This window comes from Rhodoferax ferrireducens (genome assembly GCF_003347515.1).
Classification (GTDB): domain Bacteria; phylum Pseudomonadota; class Gammaproteobacteria; order Burkholderiales; family Burkholderiaceae_C; genus Rhodoferax.
This window is the reverse complement of sequence record NZ_QEII01000211.1, coordinates 26,171-43,291: the sequence shown is the minus strand read 5'-3', so window position 1 is coordinate 43,291 and position 17,121 is coordinate 26,171. Positions and strand designations below refer to the sequence as shown.

The window sequence follows — 17,121 nt, the reverse complement described above, 5'->3', positions numbered from 1 at the left end:
ACCCCCACACACCATGGCCACAGCTGCGTTCGACACCCCCAAGCTCAAGAGCTACCCGGTCATTCCGCTGGTTCAGGTGGGGGCCATGTCGCACCTCAAACCTTTTATCGCGGCGGCGCCGATCCAGAAGGCGATTGGCTTCCCGGAAGCACTGGTAGACGACTGGCAGGCCAAGGCCCTGGCCAAGATGGGCGAGTTGCTGGGCAAGTACCGCTCGCTCCAGGTGTATATGGACGCCTGCGTGCATTGCGGCGCCTGCTCCGACAAATGCCACTATTTCCTGGGCACGGGCGATCCGAAGAACATGCCGGTCGCGCGCCAGGATCTGATGCGCAAAATTTACCGCCGTTACTTCACCTTTGCCGGCAAGTACTTCCCCAAGCTGGTGGGCGCGGTCGATCTCACGCGCGAAGTGCTGGACGAGTGGTACAGCTATTTCAACCAGTGTTCCGAATGCCGTCGCTGCTCGGTGTTCTGCCCCTATGGCATCGACACCGCCGAGGTCACCATGGCCGCCCGCGAGATCATGGACTCCATCGGCATGGGGCAAAAATACTCGAACGAGATCATTGGCAAGGTGCACCGCATCGGCAACAACCTGGGCATTCCCGGCCCGGCACTGGAAAACACCCTCGAAGGGCTGGAAGAAGACACCAAGGATGATACCGGCCTGGACATCAAGTTCCCGCTCAATGTCAAGGGCGCCGAGGTGCTGCTGATCACCCCGTCTGCCGACTTCTTTTCCGAGCCCCATGTCGAGAGCCTGATCGGCTACGCCAAGGTGTTTCACGCGGCGGGCATCAGCTGGACGCTGAGCTCACACGCCTCGGAAGCCGGCAATTTCGGCATGTTCATTGGCAATTACGAGCAGATGCGCAACATCTCCTTGCGGGTGCGCGAGGCGGCTCTGGAACTGGGCGTCAAACGTATCGTTGTGGGCGAGTGCGGCCATGCCTGGCGCGTAGCCTACAGTTTCTGGAACACCTTGATTGGTCCATTCGACTATCTCGACCAGCGCTACCCGGTGCCACAGCACATCTGCGAATTCACGGACGACCTGATTCAGCGCGGCGCGATCAGCTTCGACAAAGAGGCCAATGACCACCGCATCATCACCTTCCATGACTCCTGCAACGTGGCGCGGGCCTCGCGGATGGGCAATATGCCCGGCGGGCAGTTCGTCATTCCACGGCGAATCATCACCTCCGTGGCCAACCGTTTTCATGACATGGCGCCGCAAACCATTCATGAAAACACCTTTTGCTGCGGCGGCGGCGGGGGCCTGCTCACCGACGATTTGATGGAATTGCGGGTCAAGGGCGCCTTGCCCCGCATGGAGGCCTTGAAAGGCGTGGTGGACGATCACGGTGTCAATTTCATGGCCACCATCTGTGCTATCTGCAAAGCGCAATTCACCAAGGTCTTGCCCTACTACGGCTTCAACATGAGCATGGTGGGCGGTGTTCACCAATTGGTCAGCAAGGCGATACGCCTGGGCGACAAATAGCCCTCGCTCGCTCGCCCCAACTCTGGCTACAAGTACAAATATCAGGAGACTCGATCATGTCAACGCCCACCGAAGCCATTGCCGTCAAACCGCTCAACTTCCGTCGCTACAAGGATGGCGACGACAAGGTGAGCTCCTGGCAAAAGGAAATATTTGATGCCGGCCACTCGCACAAGTGTCCGACCTATATCCAAAGCACGCCGCCCTGCCAGGGCAGCTGTCCAGCGGGCGAGGACATACGCGGTTATCTCAACATCGTGCGCGGCATCGAGAAGCCACCGGCCGGCATGCTATGGCAGGAATACGCGTTTCGCCGCCTGACCGAGGCCAACCCCTTCCCCTCCGTCATGGGGCGCGTTTGTCCTGCCCCGTGCGAGTCGGGTTGCAACCGCAACCAGGTGGAGGACTTTGTCGGCATCAATTCGGTGGAGCACTTCCTGGGTGACTATGCGATTGCCAACAAGCTCGCCTACCCCAAGCCAACCACCGTGACCGGCAAAAGCGTGGCGGTGATCGGCGGCGGTCCCGCGGGTTTGTCAACCGCTTACCAACTGGCCCTCAAGGGTCACGACGTGACGCTGTTTGACGAGCGCGCCGAGCTCGGCGGCATGATGCGCTATGGCATTCCGGGTTTTCGCACGCCGCGCGACGTGCTGGACGCCGAAATCCAGCGCATTCTGGACCTGGGCGTGAAAACCCGCATGAACTGCCGCATAGGCACCGACATCAGCATGGCGCAGATCCGTGCTGAATTTGACGCCGTGTTTCTGGGCCTGGGGGCACAAGCCGGCCGGGCCCTGCCTGTCGAAGGCGCCGACGCGCCCAACTGCGTGACCGCCACCTCGTTCCTCAAGGCCTTTAACGACGGGCGTCTGCGCCATGTGGGCAAGCGCGTGGTGGTCGTCGGCGGCGGCGACACCTCCATCGACGTCGCCACCGTGGCGCGCCGTCTGGGCCACATCGACAAGATCCACGAATCTGATCGGCCGGAACACGCCATTGCCGGCCATATTGCGCACGACGTCGCCGAGGCGTCGGTGCGTCAGGGGGCCGAGGTCACCTTGACCTCGATCTTTGCCGTGGACAAGATGCAGGCCACCCGGCATGAGGTGGAACAAGCCCTGTCCGAAGGCATCACCATTCGTGGTGGCATGACGCCGGTTGCCGTGGTGCGCGGGGCCGACGGTCGCGCCACCGCACTGCGCGTGATGCGCTGCGAAGCCAAAATCACGGGCGGCCGCCTGGAGATCAAGAACATTGAAGGCACGGAAGAAGATATTCCCGCTGACCTGATCGTCTCGGCCATTGGCCAGGCGGTGGATTTCACCGGACTGGACGAGTTCAACAACGGCAAAGGCGCCATCAACAGCGACAAGAACTACCAGGTACAGGGGCAACCCGGCTTCTTTGTCGGCGGCGACGTGGTGCGCCCGCATTTGTTGACCACCGCCATTGGGCATGGGGCGATCGCGGCCGACGGCATTGATCGCTTTTTGCAGAACGAGCCGCTGGAGAAACGCGCCAAGATCGACGTGCATGCCTTCGACCTGAAACGCAAGATGCTGGAGAAGGGCTATACCTTCAGCGAAGTGCACGAGCCGATACGCGGCACGGACAAGAACACAGCAGCGATTCACAATTTTGACGACCGGTCGGATCGCTATGTCATCTCCCACAAGGAATTGTTTTTGGGTCATTTTCCCTACGTGGCACGCAACCGGCGTGGCACGGTGACGCTCACGGCCGAGCAGGCGCTGAACAACTTTGAGGAACGCCTGCAACCTCTGCTGGAGGCCCAGGCCATGGCCGAAGCCAAACGCTGCATGAGCTGCGGCCAGTGTTTCGAGTGCGACAACTGCGTGGTCTATTGCCCGCAGGTGGCGGTGTTCAAGGTCCCCAAATCCAAGGCCACGATTGGGCGCTACGTGGACACCGACTACAGCAAGTGCATCGGCTGCCACATCTGTGCCGACGTGTGCCCCACCGGCTATATCCAGATGGGCCTGGGGGACTAGGGCCATGTCATCGTGTGCCGTCCGCAAAACAATCGGCATCGGGCTGCTGCTGGCGACCAGTCTGGCGGCAGTCGCCGACAGCACAAGCGCCCCGTCTGCAGCCGGGCGAGTGCCGCAGCCTGTGATCGAGGCGGCGCGTGGGGGCCAATGTGTCGAAGACCCCGCGTTCATGCGACGCAACCATATGACGCTGCTCAAGCACCAGCGCGACGACACGCTGCGCGGCGGGATTCGCACCGGAAATTACAGCCTGAAAGCCTGCATTGCCTGCCATGCCAGTCAAACCAGTGGCAGTGTGAACGTGGCGAGCACCAATTTTTGTCAAAGTTGTCACACCTACGCCGCCGTGAAGATCGACTGTTTCGAGTGCCATGCCAACAAACCGGCGGTTAAACCATGAAAACAGACATGACGCCCCCACCCAGCGAACCGGCCGACACGAACACCAGCCGGCGCGGTTTTCTCGGCGTCGCCGCAGCCGGTCTGGCGGGCGTCCTGCTCGCCCCCGGCGTCCGGCTGATGGAGATTGCGCAGGCCGCCCCCAAAACGGGCGCAAGCGTACCCAGCCCGGGCGCGAGCAGCAAGGTTCGATGGGGCATGCTGATTGACAGCGGCAAATGCGCCAATGGCTGTACCGACTGCGTCACCGCCTGCAACACCGAAAACGGTCTCTCCGGGGGCACCCGGACCACCGATTCACAGTGGATTCGCAAGATCGAAATCAAGGAAATACGCACCGGCAAAGTCCAATCCCTGCCGATGATGTGCCAGCACTGCGCCGAACCACCTTGCGTCGATGTGTGCCCCACCGGCGCCTCGTTCAAGCGTGCCGACGGCATTGTGCTGGTTGACAAACACACCTGCATCGGGTGCCGCTACTGCATGATGGCCTGCCCCTACAAGGCACGCTCTTTTGTGCATGAACCCCAGACCAACCAGAAACCCGATGTGCCACGGGGCATGGGCACGGTGGAAGCCTGCACCCTGTGTGTCCACAAGGTGGACCGGGGCGAACAACCCGCGTGCGTGAGCGCCTGCTCGGACGCGGGACATGGTGCGATTCTCTTCGGGGACCTCAACAACCCGGAGAGCGACATCTCCAAGCGGGTCGCCAGTTACCCGACACGCCAGATTCGCGAAAACTTGAATCTGAACACCGGCGTGCGTTACAGCGGCATTTGAAGCAAAAGAGGCTAAACGATGAACATCACGTTGCGTGAATTGAAAGGTACCGGCCCCGGCTACTACCTGCTGTTGGCCGGCTTGGCGCTGGTCACGCTGCTCGGCCTGGGGGCGGTCTGGTTCATGGAACACCAAGGCCACATCGTCACCGGCATGAACAACCAGATCGTCTGGGGCCTGCCCCATGTGTTTGCAGTTTTTCTGGTGGTGGCCGCCTCGGGCGCACTGAACGTCGCCTCGATGGCCTCGGTATTTGGCAAGACGGAGTTCAAACCGCTGGCGCCTCTGTCCGGGCTGCTGGCGATTGCGCTGCTGCTGGGTGGCCTGACGGTGTTGATGCTCGATCTGGGGCGACCCGACCGGCTGATCGTGGCCATGACGTACTACAACTTCAAGTCCATCTTTGCCTTGAACATTTTTCTGTACTCCGGCTTCATGGGTTTTGTCATCGTCTATCTGTGGACCATGATGGAGCGGCGCATGAACCGATTCACCCCGCTGGCGGGTCTTTTCGCCTTTGTCTGGCGCATGGCACTGACCACCGGCACCGGGTCCATCTTTGGTTTTCTGGTGGCCCGGCAGGCCTATGACTCGGCTCTGCTGGCGCCCTTGTTTATCGCCCTGTCGCTCAGTTATGGCCTGGCCGTCTTCCTGCTGGTGTTGATGCTGGCCTGCCGCGGCAGTGGGCGCCCGGTGGGCGATGCGTTGATGGCACGGTTTGCACGGCTGCAGGTGATCTTTATTGCAGCCGGGCTGTATTTTGTGTTGGTCTACTACCTGACCAATCTGTACTTCACCAAGCACCATGATTTTGACAATTTCATCCTGCTCGATGGCGGCATCTACACCGCCCTTTTCTGGCTTGGCGCCGTGCTGTTGGGCGGTGTGCTGCCACTGGTGTTGCTGCTGCACCCCCGCATTGGCCAGATGCGTCGCCGCATTGCGGCCTGTGCCGCTCTGGTGATCGGCGGCGGGTTTGCGCAGATGTACGTCACCATCATCGGCGGGCAGGCCTTCCCGCTGGTGTTATTCCCCGGCCAGCAAGTGAGCAGCAGCTTTTATGACGGTGTGGTCAACAGCTACTCGCCCAGCCTGCCGGAATGGCTGCTGGGTTTTGGCGGCGTTGCCGTCGCGGGCCTGATCGTCATGCTGGCGCTCAAAGTGATGGGCTTTCTGCCCGAACGCCTGGACGACGCAGCGCTGCGGATGAGCGGCACCACGCCTGCAGCCGCCACCGTCTGAAGCGAGTCCAGTATGTCGCGCCTTCTGATTTCTGCCGCACACAAGTCTTCGGGCAAGACCACCATCACCGTGGGTCTGTGCGCCGCCCTGTCAGCCCAAGGGCTGGTGGTGCAGCCCTTCAAGAAAGGGCCGGACTACATTGATCCCATGTGGCTGGGCCAGGCCAGCGGGCGCGACTGCTTCAACCTTGACCCCTACCTGATGACACCCGAGCAGGTCACCACCTGCTTCACGCGCCACAGCGCAGGCGCGGACATCAGCATCGTGGAAGGCAACAAGGGCTTGTACGACGGGCTGGCGCTGGATGGCAGCAACAGCAACGCCGCGCTGGCCGAGCTGCTGGACCTGCCGGTCGTGCTGGTGCTGGACGCGCGTGGCATGACCCGCGGCATCGCACCGCTGATTCTGGGCTACCAGGCGTTTGATCCACGCATCCGCATTGCCGGCGTCATCCTGAACCAGTTGGGTGGTGCGCGCCACGAATCCAAGCTGCGTGCCGTGATCGAGCATTACACCAATGTGCAGGTACTGGGCGCCATCAGCCACGACCCACGGCTGTCAGTGCTTGAGCGACATTTGGGCCTCATGCCCAACCATGAACTGGATGACGCCGCGCAACGGGTGCGCACCATGGGTGAGTTGATCGCGGCGCAGGTCGATTTGCCCCAAGTGCTGCGCCTGGCCGCCAGCGCTGCGCCCCGCCCCGCGACGCCGCCCCGGCAAGCCCCGGTCATGCAAGTCAGCCCGGCACCGGCGCAACCGCGCTTGCGCATCGGTCTGGCGCGCGACAAGGCATTTGGCTTTTACTACCCGGACGATCTTCTGGCGCTAGAACAGGCCGGGGCCGAGATCGTCCCGTTCAATACCCTGGAGGACGCCTGTCTGCCCGCAGTAGACGGTCTGTTCATCGGCGGCGGTTTCCCGGAAATGTTCATGACCGAGCTGCAAGCCAATGCCGCCATGCGCGAGAGCATCCGCGCCGCCATCGAAGCCGATCTGCCGGTCTATGCTGAATGCGGTGGGCTCATGTATCTGGCGCGCACGCTGCGCTGGAAGGATCAGGTTTTCGACATGGTGGGTGCGCTGCCCGCCGATGTGGTGATGCATGAGCGCCCGGTCGGACGCGGCTATGTCGAACTTGAGGCCACAGCCGATGCGCCGTGGCCAGTTTCTTCAGGATCGGCCCCGCCAGCGCTGCGCGGGCATGAGTTTCACTACTCCAGCTTGGAAAACCTGGCGCCGGGTTTGAGGTTCGCCTACCGCGTGCTGCGCGGGCAAGGGGTAGACGGCCAGCGCGACGGCATTGTGTATCGCAAGGTGCTTGCCTCGTACGCCCATCTGCGCAACGGGGCAGGCTCAGCCTGGGCGGAACAGTTCATGGCCTTTATTCATGCGCAGCAAGCTGCAGCCAAAACCGAAAGCGCCACCGTGCTGCGCACCGTTCAGGTCAATGGCCGCCCTGTCGCGACCGATATCGAAGGCTACCTGAAAAACCTGGACGAGTGGTCTGAAGACTTTGCGCAGGCCCAGGCCCAGGCTGAAAACCTGGAGCTGACAGAAGCGCATTGGCAGGTCATTGCCTTCTTGCGGGCTTATTTCGAGGAACACCGGGTGCAGGCACAAGTGCGCGCGATGATTTGGCACTTCACCAAAACATGGGGTCCTGAGCGCGGCAACAACCACTACCTTCACGCGCTTTTTCCCGTGGGCGGGCCACAAAAGCAGGGCAATCGTCTGGCCGGTCTCTTGAAGACCAAGGGCGAGCACTAGACAATTTTGTGAATCAGGAGGACAGCATGTTTACATTGACCAGCGCCGCAGCACGGCAAATCCAGCAGGCGGCAAGCGCCAGCGGGGCCCAGGAGATGGCCTTGCGCATTGCCGCCCGAATCGACGCCGAAGGCGCCATGCAATACGGCATGGGTTTTGACGACCCGAAGGATGAAGACATGAAGCTCGACCTGGACGGTGTGGCAGTCGTCATTGCCGACGAATCCCAGGACTTGCTGATGGACACGGTGCTGGACTATGTAGAACTGAACCCCGGCGAGTTCAATTTCATTTTCATGGACGCAAGCCTTACCGCGTGCGCACCGGCGCAAGCGTCAACGGGTGGTGGCGGTTGCGGCAGCGGGGGCTGTAGCAGTGGTGGCTGCGGCAGCGCGGGGCGTACGCCATGAAAGCCGACGTCAGGCTTCCCCTGCCAGGCACCGGTCGCGTCTTTCTGGTGGGCGCCGGCCCCGGTGACCCCGAGCTGTTGACGCTACGCGCCGTGCGCCTGCTGCAGCAGGCGGAGGTGATCGTCTATGACCACCTGGTTTCCCGCGCGGTGCTTGACTTTGTCTCGCCCTGCGCCGAGCGCATCTATGCGGGCAAGCGCCGCAACGAACACACCATGCGGCAAGAACAGATCAACGCGCTGCTGGTCAAACTTGCGCTTGAGGGCAAGCAGGTGGTGCGCCTCAAGGGCGGCGACCCGTTCATCTTCGGGCGCGGTGGCGAGGAGCTGCAAACGCTGGCAGCCAATGGCATCGCCTTTGAGGTCGTTCCCGGTATCACCGCGGCGTCGGGCGTCTCAAGCTACGCCGGCATCCCGCTGACGCACCGCGATTACGCGCAAAGCTGCCTGTTTGTCACCGGCCACCTCAAGGACGGCACGGCTGATCTGGACTGGCCCAGCCTGGTCAGACCCCACCAGACGGTCGTGATCTATATGGGCCTGGGCGGACTGCCCGAAATTTGCCGCCAGATGATGCGCCACGGTGCTGCCCCCGCCCTGCCCATCGCCGTGGTGCAAGACGGCAGCATTGCCACCCAGAAAGTCGTTACCGGAACCTTGGCTGACATGCCTGAACGCGTCGCACAAGCGGGGCTGAAATCACCCTGCCTCACCATCATCGGCGAGGTCGTCAGACTGCACGATGCGCTGGCATGGTTCAAACCATTGACAAGTACCGCGGTCGCCCGACCGGCGCCGGGATATCCCTGCGTCAGCTTTTGACTTTTTGGCCCGCGCTGTCCGCGGCCTTGACCCCGTCCGGTGAGCTTCGGTACTCGAACGCAAACACCGCGGCTTCCACCCGTGAGCGCAGGTTGAGCTTGTCCATGATGTGGCGCACATGCAATTTGACGGTGTTGTGGCTGATGTCCAGCGCCTTCGCAATGACCTTGTTGCTCTGGCCGCTGGCCACATGGTCGAGCACCTGGCGTTCGCGCTCGGTGAGTGAGGCCACGAGGCTGCCCATGACCGACCCCTTGGGGCCGGACTGCAATATTTGCGCAAGTTTCAGCATCATCGCCGGGGCCACAACCATCTCGCCACGCGCCGCCCGTCCGATGGCGTCAATCACTTCCTCGGGCTCCATGTCCTTGAGCAAGTAACCGCGCACGCCCGCACGCAGGGCGGCGGACAAGTCGTCTTCACTGTCACTCATGGTCAAGATGACGACCGGGGTTTCACAACCCTCCGCACGAATCAGGCGCAACAGGCTCAAGCCATCGGTCGCGGCCAGACGCAAGTCCAGCACGATCAGGTCGGGCTGCTGTTCGCGCAACATCGGCACCACTTGCGCCGGATCACCCGTAGCGCCCACCACCGCCATGGCGCCCCGGTGTTCCAGCAACTCGGTCAGGCCACTGCGGCATAGCGCGTGGTCGTCCACCAGCATCACGCGGGTCGCGCCTGTCATGCCCCGCCCCTTGCCTGCGCAGGACTCAAGGGCAGCACCAGGCGAACCCGCGTACCAGCACCGTCGTTACGGCCCACCTCCACGCTGCCGCCCAGTCGCCGGGCACGGCTTTGCATGATTTCCAGCCCCAAATGATGGGATGGCGTCAGTCCGCCGTCGGCCATGCTCACAATCGTCGAGACGGAAGGCTCATCCATACCCAATCCATCGTCCTCAATCAGAAACTCCAGCCGCTGTGGTGACTTGTCAATCGCCACCACCGCACGCCGCGCCATGGAGTGCTTTGCGATGTTGGCCAAGGCTTCCTGAATGATGTGAAACACCTGAACCTCCTGTTCGTCGGTCAGATTCAGATTTTGCGCCGAATTCCTGATTTCCAGCGTGATGCCGTTGCGGTTGAAAAAACCATCTGCGATGCCCTGAAGCGCGTGCAGCAAGCCCAGCGGATCCATCCGGGTCCGGAAGTAGGTCATGACTTCGCGCAAGTTGTTATGCACTTCACTTACGGCTGTTTTGACATCAGCGTAATACTTGAGCGAGCGTGGGTCGTCGTGCGCCAGCATGGCATCGTGCAGCAGGGGCAGGCGCATCCTGACGTAGACCAGCGTCTGCGCAATGACGTCATGCACCTCATTGACCATTTCCTGGCGTTCTTTCATCACCGTCACGCGCAGGCGCTCGCGCTCAATGCGGGCGTTGTGCAGCGCCAGACCCAAGAGCTGGCCAATCAGGCGCAGTATGGTTTGCGTCTGCGGGTCAATGTGGGTATCTGCTCCAAAAAACAGGTTATAGATCCCCAACACCTCGTTACCGTGGGGCAGCGATATGGCCAGCACGCTTTTGCATTGCTGGCCGAAGTACGCCGGTGCGCTGTGTCTTGCGCAGGATTGAACATCCTCCACCCAGCCCAGCACCTCGGCACCGGCTGCGACGCCACACATGCCACAGTCGCGCTCCACCAGCCGTTCGGCGTCCATCACCTCCGGTGGCAAGCCGTGTTGCGCCACCAGCCGCATATGTTGCCCGTCGTCGGTCAGGACTCGCACCGCCCCGGCCTGGGCGCCGGCGAGCGCAACAATGGACACCAGAAAGCGCTCCAGCAGCGACTCAAGATCACCGCCGGCCGCAATTTCGGTCGTCAATCCAGAGACGATAGAGCCCTCGTCCGCAAGGCTTGCGGGGCTGAACAGGGTATGGGTAGAAGTCATGGTGAAGTCACTAATTTGCCATGCTAATACATTACCAACAACTTATACATCGTGAAAACCCGAACACAGGTTCGACTTTCCCGGGACGCTACCCATTCGGGCTACACCGGCTTACCCGTGTCGGTAATAGACGAGCAATGGTGCCCATGTTTCTAATAGGGTGACTCTGCAAAACGTGTCCTTGATCTGGATCATGGACCGCCAGCTGCGCCCCTTTTGTTGAACCGCCAGCGAGAAAAGCACCAACCACATGTCTGCCACACCGCTTCACGATCCTTGCCGCCCGCCGCTGGCTGACGCCACTACCGAGACGCGCAACACCACGTGCTACATGTGCGCCTGCCGATGCGGCATCCGGGTGCACTTGCGCAATGGCGAAGTGCGCTACATCGAGGGCAACCCGGAACACCCGCTGAACCAGGGCGTGATCTGCGCCAAGGGTTCATCCGGCATCATGAAGCAGTATTCACCCGCCCGCCTGACCAAGCCTTTGGTGCGCAAACCGGGCAGTGAACGCGGCGACGGCCAGTTCGAAGAGATCGAATGGGAAGTAGCCTTTTCGATGCTGGAAGAACGGTTGAAGAAGATCCGCGCCACCGACCCGAAGAAGTTTGCCCTGTTCACCGGACGCGACCAGATGCAAGCGCTGACGGGCCTGTTTGCCCGCCAGTTCGGCACGCCCAACTACGCTGCGCACGGCGGATTTTGCTCGGTCAACATGGCGGCCGGAATGATCTACACCATCGGCGGTTCTTTCTGGGAATTTGGCGGCCCCGATCTGGAGCGCGCCAAGCTGTTTGTGATGATTGGCACGGCCGAAGACCATCACTCCAACCCGATGAAAATGGCGCTGTCCAAGTTCAAGCGCGGCGGCGGGCGTTTTGTCTCCATCAACCCGGTGCGCACCGGCTACTCGGCCATTGCCGACGAGTGGGTGCCGATCAAGCCGGGAACCGATGGCGCGCTCCTGCTGGCACTGATCCACGAACTCATCCAGCTCGGACTGTACGACCGTGAGTTCCTGGCGCGCTACACCAACGCCGGTCAACTGGTGAATCAGGATGGCGCCAGTGACGATTTTGGCATGATGCTGCGCGACCCGGATGGCGAAGTGGTGAATCCACTACGCCCGGCCAATTTTTACTGGTGGGATCGACTCACCGACAGGCCGGTTGCCGACCATGCGGACGGCGCTGACCCGGCCTTGCTCGGGCATTTCAAGCTGCCCGACGGCACGCCCGCCGTGCCCGCTTTTCAGCTGCTGGAAGAACGCGTCAAGGCCTACACGCCCGAGTGGGCCGAAGGTATTACCGGCATCCCCGCAGCCACCATCCGGCGGTTGGCCCATGAGATGGGCATCACCGCGCGTGACCAAAAAATCGAGTTGCCCATCGCCTGGACCGATAGCTGGGGCAAACGCCACGATTCGGTCACGGGCAACCCGGTGGCCTTTCATGCCATGCGCGGCCTGGCGGCGCACTCCAACGGCTTTCAGACCATACGCTCGCTGTCGATTTTGATGTCGCTGCTGGGCACCATCGACCGTCCCGGTGGTTTCCGGCACAAGGCACCGTATCCGCGTGCCGTACCGCCCAACGCCCGCCCGCCCAAGGGGCCGCAAGCCGTCAAACCCGACACACCGCTGGACGGCGCGCCGCTGGGCTGGCCCGAGAGCCCGGACGACTTGTTTGTCAACGACAAAGGCCAGCCGGTGCGCATCGACAAAGGCTTCTCCTGGGAACACCCCTTGTCGGCCCACGGCCTGATGCACAACGTCATCACCAATGCCTGGCGCGGTGACCCGTACCGCATCGACACCTTGCTGATCTTCATGGCGAACATGGCGTGGAACTCCACCATGAACACCTCCGAAGTTCGCAACATGCTCAACGACAAGCACACGGAGGGAGAGAACAGCGGCGAGTACAAGATCCCTTTCCTGGTGGTGTGCGACGCCTTCCAGTCGGAGATGACCGCCTTTGCCGACTTGATCCTGCCCGATACCACCTATCTGGAGCGCAACGACTGCATGTCCATGCTGGACCGTCCGATCTCCGAGTTCGACGGCCCCGCTGATTCGGTGCGCATCCCGGTGGTCGCCCCCAAAGGTCAGTGCAAGCCGTTCCAGGAGGTGCTGGTGGAGCTGGCCGGCCGGCTCAAGTTGCCGGCCTTTACGCAGGCGGATGGCACGCCCAAATTCAAAGGCTATACCGACTTCATCGTCAACTACGAAACTGCGCCGGGATCGGGCATCGGCTTTCTGGCCGGCTGGCGCGGCAAGGGCGGCGAAAAGTCCATGCGCGGCGAGCCCAACCCCAAACAGTGGGAAATGTACGAGAAGAACAACTGCGTGTTTCATTACGAAATGCCGCCGGAACACCAGTACATGCGCAACTGGAACCTCGGCTACATGGAGTGGGCGCAACAGGTCGGCATCCGGCGTGACAAGGACCCGATCGTCATCCACATCTACTCCGAGTTCCTGCAGGGCTTTCGGCGTGCGGCGCAGGGCAAACGTCCCGGCAAGCAGCCGCCCGAGCACCTGCGCAAACGCGTAGAGACCTACTTCGACCCGCTGCCGTTTTATTACGTGCCTTTGGAGGAACAGGCTACCGACACCGCCAAATACCCGCTCAATGCCATCACGCAACGGCCCATGGCGATGTACCACTCCTGGGACTCGCAAAACGCCTGGTTGCGCCAGATTCACACGCACAACTACCTGTTCGTCAGCCCCAGGACCGCCGGCGCCGAAGGCATTGCCGATGGCGGCTGGATGTGGGTGGAGTCGCAATGGGGAAAAGTGCGCTGCATGTGCCGCTACTCCGAAGCGGTAGAGCCCGGCACGGTCTGGACCTGGAACGCCATCGGCAAATCCGCTGGCGCCTGGAATCTGACACCCGATGCCAATGAATCGCAGCGCGGCTTCCTGCTCAATCACCTGATCTCGGAGGAATTGCCACCGTCCAGCGCCGGTGCCTCCCTGTCCAACTCCGACCCCATCACCGGCCAGGCCGCGTGGTACGACGTGCGCGTGCGCATCTACAAGGCGCGGGACGACGAGCCGGAGCAAAGCTGGCCACAGTTCAAGGCAGTGCCGGCCGCGCCCGGCGTCCAGTCGGTGCTACCGCGCTGGCAAGCCTGGTTTGCCGGCCGGGGAGCGCGCAAATGACCCAGTTAGCCTTGGTCATCGACCTGAATGTGTGCGTCGGCTGTCACGCCTGCGTGACCAGCTGCAAGCAATGGAACACCTCCGGTACAGCAGGTGCGTTGGTGGACCTCAATCCGTATGGGGCCGATCCGAACGGCACCTTCTTCAACCGGGTGCAAACCTTTGAAGTGGGTGAATTCCCGAACACGCAAACCGTGCACTTCCCCAAGTCCTGCCTGCACTGTGAAGACCCGCCCTGCGTGCCGGTATGCCCCACCGGGGCCAGCTACAAACGGGCCGAGGACGGCATTGTGCTGGTGGACTACGACAAGTGCATCGGCTGCAAATACTGCACCTGGGCCTGCCCTTACGGCGCACGCGAGTTTGACGAGCAGCGCAAGGTCATGACCAAATGTACGCTGTGTGTGGACCGCGTCACCGACACGAAACTGCCGGAACGTGAACGCAAGCCGGCCTGTGTGCTGGCCTGCCCGTCGAATGCCCGCCTGTTCGGCGATGTGCACGACCCGGAATCCGTCGTCTCCAAGGCCATCGCCGAGCGCGGTGGCTACCAGCTGATGCCCGAATGGGGCACACGCCCGGCCAACCACTACCTGCCGCGACGCAAGACCGAAATCCGCATTCACCCCGAAGACCTGGAGCGCGTGGACAACCCGCTGAAGATCGACGGCAAGCAGCCCGAGCATCCGCACCGCGCGCCGGGACGTGAAGACTTCGCCACCTGAAACCCAAGCCCGCACACTATGCAACCCGCTTTCTCAGTCATCTTTCTGACCACCCTCATCGGTGCCGCGCAAGGGCTGTTTCTTGCGCTTTACGCCACGGAACTTGCCGGCGTGGGCGGCCTCGCCCCGGCGGACAGCCAGCGCTTTCTGTTCGCCGGCAATGGGGTGGCGCTGGCACTGAGCGTCCTGGGGCTGGCGGCCTCCTTTTTTCACCTCGGTCACCCCGAACGCGCCTGGCGCTCTGCGGCCATGTGGCGCACCTCCTGGCTGTCGCGTGAGGTCATCGCCCTGCCCTTGTTCATGCTGGGACTGTTCCTCTACGGCGCGGCCCAGGTCTTGGGTTTGGGCTACACCCCACTCATCGGGGCGCTGACGGCGCTGGTCTGCCTGGCGCTGTTCGTCTGCACCGCCATGATCTACGCCTCGGTACGTTTTCTGCAAGAGTGGGCCAGCCCGCTGACCCTGGTGAACTACCTGCTGCTGGGCTGCGCCTCCGGTCTGACGCTGGCGACGCTGCTGGCGGCGGTGTTTGACATGCCCAGCCTGGTACCGCCCTACGCGCTCGCGGCCACGGGGCTGACGCTGCTGGCCTGGATCACGCGCAGCGCCTCGCTGATGCGCAATGCCCGGCTCAAGCCCAAATCGACCTTGCAAAGTGCCATCGGCATCAAACACCCGCGCATCGTGCAAAAGGCGCAGGGTTTCATGGGCGGCTCGTTCAATACGCGCGAATTCTTCCACGGCCGCAGTGGCGCGATGCTGCGTTCGGTCAAGTGGGTTTTTTTGCTGCTGGCATTTCCGCTGCCGCTGCTGTGTCTGGCCGTTGGCGTTTCCGCCTCGTCCACGGCGATGCTGGGCATGGCCTTTGCGCTGCAATACACGGGCTTGCTGGCCGAGCGCTGGTTCTTTTTTGCCCAGGCCAACCATCCGCAAAACCTGTACTACCAAACCATCTCCTGAGAACGACGATTCATGGACCGACTGATCACACCCTCGTTGGCCAGCATCCGCCAGGCCGGGAGGGTGCTGGCGCTCTTTCTGCTACTGGCTCTGCCGGCCTACGCTGCTGGCAGTGTGGTACCAGCCAGTACCCTGCCCTGGTGGTTCTGGCCACTGGCCTTGTTTGTGACCTGCTTCTTTATCGGCATTGTGGCGGTGCCGGCCGGCATTGGCGGTGGCACGCTGTTTGTACCCATCATCGGGGGATTTTTCCCCTTCCACCTGGATTTCGTGCGCGGTGCCGGCTTGCTGGTGGCGCTGGCCAGTGCCCTGGCGGCCGGGCCCATGCTGCTGCGCGGTGGCTTGGCCAGCCTGCGCCTGGCACTGCCGCTGGCACTGCTCGCGTCCATGAGTTCCATTGCCGGGGCCTTGCTGGGTCTGGCGCTGCCCGCCTCGGCGATCCAGACCGCACTGGGCTTGATCGTGCTGGGCATCGTGGCACTCATGCTGGTGTCCAAAAAATCAGAATTCCCACTCGTGGCGCAACCCGACCGGCTGTCCTGCGCACTGGGCATTCACGGGGTATTTATCGACGGGGCTTCGGGGCGCTCCATTGACTGGCAGGTGCACCGTACGCCCGTGGGACTGTTGCTGTTCCTGGGCATCGGTGTCATGGCCGGGATGTTCGGCATCGGCGCGGGCTGGGCCAATGTGCCCGCGCTGAACCTGCTCATGGGCGCACCGCTGAAGGTGTCTGCCGGCACCTCGGGTCTGGTCCTATCCCTGGTCGATTCTTCGGCCGCGTGGGTGTACCTGAACCGGGGCGCGGTAATGCCGATGATCGCCGTGCCCTCGGTCGTGGGCATGATGCTGGGCGCCCGCATTGGCGCCCGCTTGCTGCACGTACTCAAGGGCTCGGTGATTCGCAAAATGGTCATCACGCTCTTGCTGTTTGCGGGAATTCGCGCCCTGCTCAAGGGTTTGGGCGTTTGGGTCTGAAGGCGAGCCAATGATCAACACCAAACTCTCTGAGCACACCCAACAACAACAGGCCGAAGCCTCACGCTACGCCTATTTACTGGATTGGGGATCGCGCATCGGCCTGTTGGCGCTGGTCCTCAGTTTCGCGGCCTATGTGTTCGAGGTGCTAACACCGCATGTGCCGCTGGCGCAACTGCCCAGCGTGTGGAACCTGCCAGTGCATGCCTACCTGCAGCACACCGGCACACCCACGGCCTGGGGCTGGCTGGCCTTGGCACACAAGGGAGACTTGTCCAACCTGATCGGCATATCGCTGCTGGCAGGTTGTTCGCTGCCACCCTTGCTGGGCTTGATTCCCCTGTACCTGAAGCGGCGCGACTATGTCTATGCCGGGCTTTGTGTCCTGGTGGTGACGGTGCTGGTGCTGGCCGCCTCGGGCCTTCTGACAGGAGGGCACTGAG

Annotated in this window: 15 protein-coding genes; 13 read left to right on the top strand and 2 right to left on the bottom strand. The window is 62.2% G+C overall.

Annotation, left to right across the window (positions count from 1 at the left end; translation table 11 throughout):
- Window positions 1-13: 13 nt before the first annotated feature.
- The 8 genes from dsrK to cobA are packed head-to-tail and all read left to right on the top strand — an operon-like array spanning window position 14 to window position 8,947.
- Window positions 14-1,507, top strand: a complete 1,494-nt coding sequence (dsrK, locus tag C5P05_RS03060) for a sulfate reduction electron transfer complex DsrMKJOP subunit DsrK (RefSeq protein WP_114968399.1) — start codon at window positions 14-16, stop codon at window positions 1,505-1,507.
- A gap of 56 nt (window positions 1,508-1,563) precedes the next feature.
- Window positions 1,564-3,522 carry an NAD(P)-binding protein gene (locus C5P05_RS03055; protein ID WP_114968398.1) on the top strand — a complete coding sequence of 653 codons (1,959 nt, stop codon included), beginning with the start codon at window positions 1,564-1,566 and terminating at the stop codon, window positions 3,520-3,522.
- Window positions 3,523-3,526: 4 nt separating this feature from the next.
- On the top strand, window positions 3,527-3,922 hold the full coding sequence (locus tag C5P05_RS03050; RefSeq protein WP_114968397.1) for a hypothetical protein: 396 nt from the start codon (window positions 3,527-3,529) through the stop codon (window positions 3,920-3,922).
- Window positions 3,923-3,930: 8 nt separating this feature from the next.
- Window positions 3,931-4,704, top strand: coding sequence for a sulfate reduction electron transfer complex DsrMKJOP subunit DsrO (gene dsrO / locus C5P05_RS03045; RefSeq protein ID WP_114968396.1), 774 nt, complete (start codon window positions 3,931-3,933; stop codon window positions 4,702-4,704).
- 18 nt (window positions 4,705-4,722) lie between these two features.
- On the top strand, window positions 4,723-5,946 hold the full coding sequence (gene nrfD, locus C5P05_RS03040) for an NrfD/PsrC family molybdoenzyme membrane anchor subunit (protein WP_114968395.1): 1,224 nt from the start codon (window positions 4,723-4,725) through the stop codon (window positions 5,944-5,946).
- A gap of 12 nt (window positions 5,947-5,958) precedes the next feature.
- Window positions 5,959-7,716 carry a cobyrinate a,c-diamide synthase gene (locus tag C5P05_RS03035; RefSeq protein WP_114968394.1) on the top strand — a complete coding sequence of 586 codons (1,758 nt, stop codon included), beginning with the start codon at window positions 5,959-5,961 and terminating at the stop codon, window positions 7,714-7,716.
- Window positions 7,717-7,742: 26 nt separating this feature from the next.
- Window positions 7,743-8,126, top strand: a complete 384-nt coding sequence (locus C5P05_RS03030) for an iron-sulfur cluster biosynthesis family protein (RefSeq protein WP_114968393.1) — start codon at window positions 7,743-7,745, stop codon at window positions 8,124-8,126.
- Entirely contained in the window at window positions 8,123-8,947 is an 825-nt protein-coding gene (cobA, locus tag C5P05_RS03025; RefSeq protein WP_114968392.1) for a uroporphyrinogen-III C-methyltransferase, read from the top strand. Before C5P05_RS03030 ends, cobA begins: the two co-directional genes overlap by 4 nt.
- Here the strand turns inward: cobA and C5P05_RS03020 are convergent.
- Both C5P05_RS03020 and C5P05_RS03015 read right to left on the bottom strand, forming a co-directional pair.
- Window positions 8,937-9,635: a response regulator gene (locus C5P05_RS03020; RefSeq protein WP_114968391.1), complete on the bottom strand. Its 699-nt coding sequence runs from the start codon at window positions 9,633-9,635 to the stop codon at window positions 8,937-8,939. The genes cobA and C5P05_RS03020 overlap by 11 nt on opposite strands.
- Window positions 9,632-10,843 carry a GAF domain-containing sensor histidine kinase gene (locus tag C5P05_RS03015; protein WP_114968390.1) on the bottom strand — a complete coding sequence of 404 codons (1,212 nt, stop codon included), beginning with the start codon at window positions 10,841-10,843 and terminating at the stop codon, window positions 9,632-9,634. Before C5P05_RS03015 ends, C5P05_RS03020 begins: the two co-directional genes overlap by 4 nt.
- A 250-nt stretch (window positions 10,844-11,093) precedes the next feature.
- Here C5P05_RS03015 and C5P05_RS03010 point away from each other — a divergent pair, with 250 nt between their 5' ends.
- From C5P05_RS03010 to C5P05_RS02990, 5 genes are read left to right on the top strand one after another with little or no spacing between them, the layout of a single operon-like run.
- Window positions 11,094-14,015 (top strand): molybdopterin oxidoreductase family protein, encoded by a 2,922-nt coding sequence (locus C5P05_RS03010; protein WP_114968389.1) that lies wholly within the window; start codon window positions 11,094-11,096, stop codon window positions 14,013-14,015.
- Window positions 14,012-14,740, top strand: coding sequence for a sulfite dehydrogenase subunit SoeB (gene soeB / locus C5P05_RS03005; protein ID WP_114968388.1), 729 nt, complete (start codon window positions 14,012-14,014; stop codon window positions 14,738-14,740). The genes C5P05_RS03010 and soeB overlap by 4 nt, the downstream gene beginning before the upstream one ends.
- Before the next feature lie 18 nt (window positions 14,741-14,758).
- Entirely contained in the window at window positions 14,759-15,700 is a 942-nt protein-coding gene (locus tag C5P05_RS03000; RefSeq protein ID WP_114968387.1) for a dimethyl sulfoxide reductase anchor subunit family protein, read from the top strand.
- A gap of 12 nt (window positions 15,701-15,712) precedes the next feature.
- On the top strand, window positions 15,713-16,678 hold the full coding sequence (locus tag C5P05_RS02995; RefSeq protein WP_114968386.1) for a sulfite exporter TauE/SafE family protein: 966 nt from the start codon (window positions 15,713-15,715) through the stop codon (window positions 16,676-16,678).
- A gap of 10 nt (window positions 16,679-16,688) precedes the next feature.
- On the top strand, window positions 16,689-17,120 hold the full coding sequence (locus C5P05_RS02990; protein WP_114968385.1) for a hypothetical protein: 432 nt from the start codon (window positions 16,689-16,691) through the stop codon (window positions 17,118-17,120).
- Window position 17,121 lies beyond the last annotated feature (1 nt).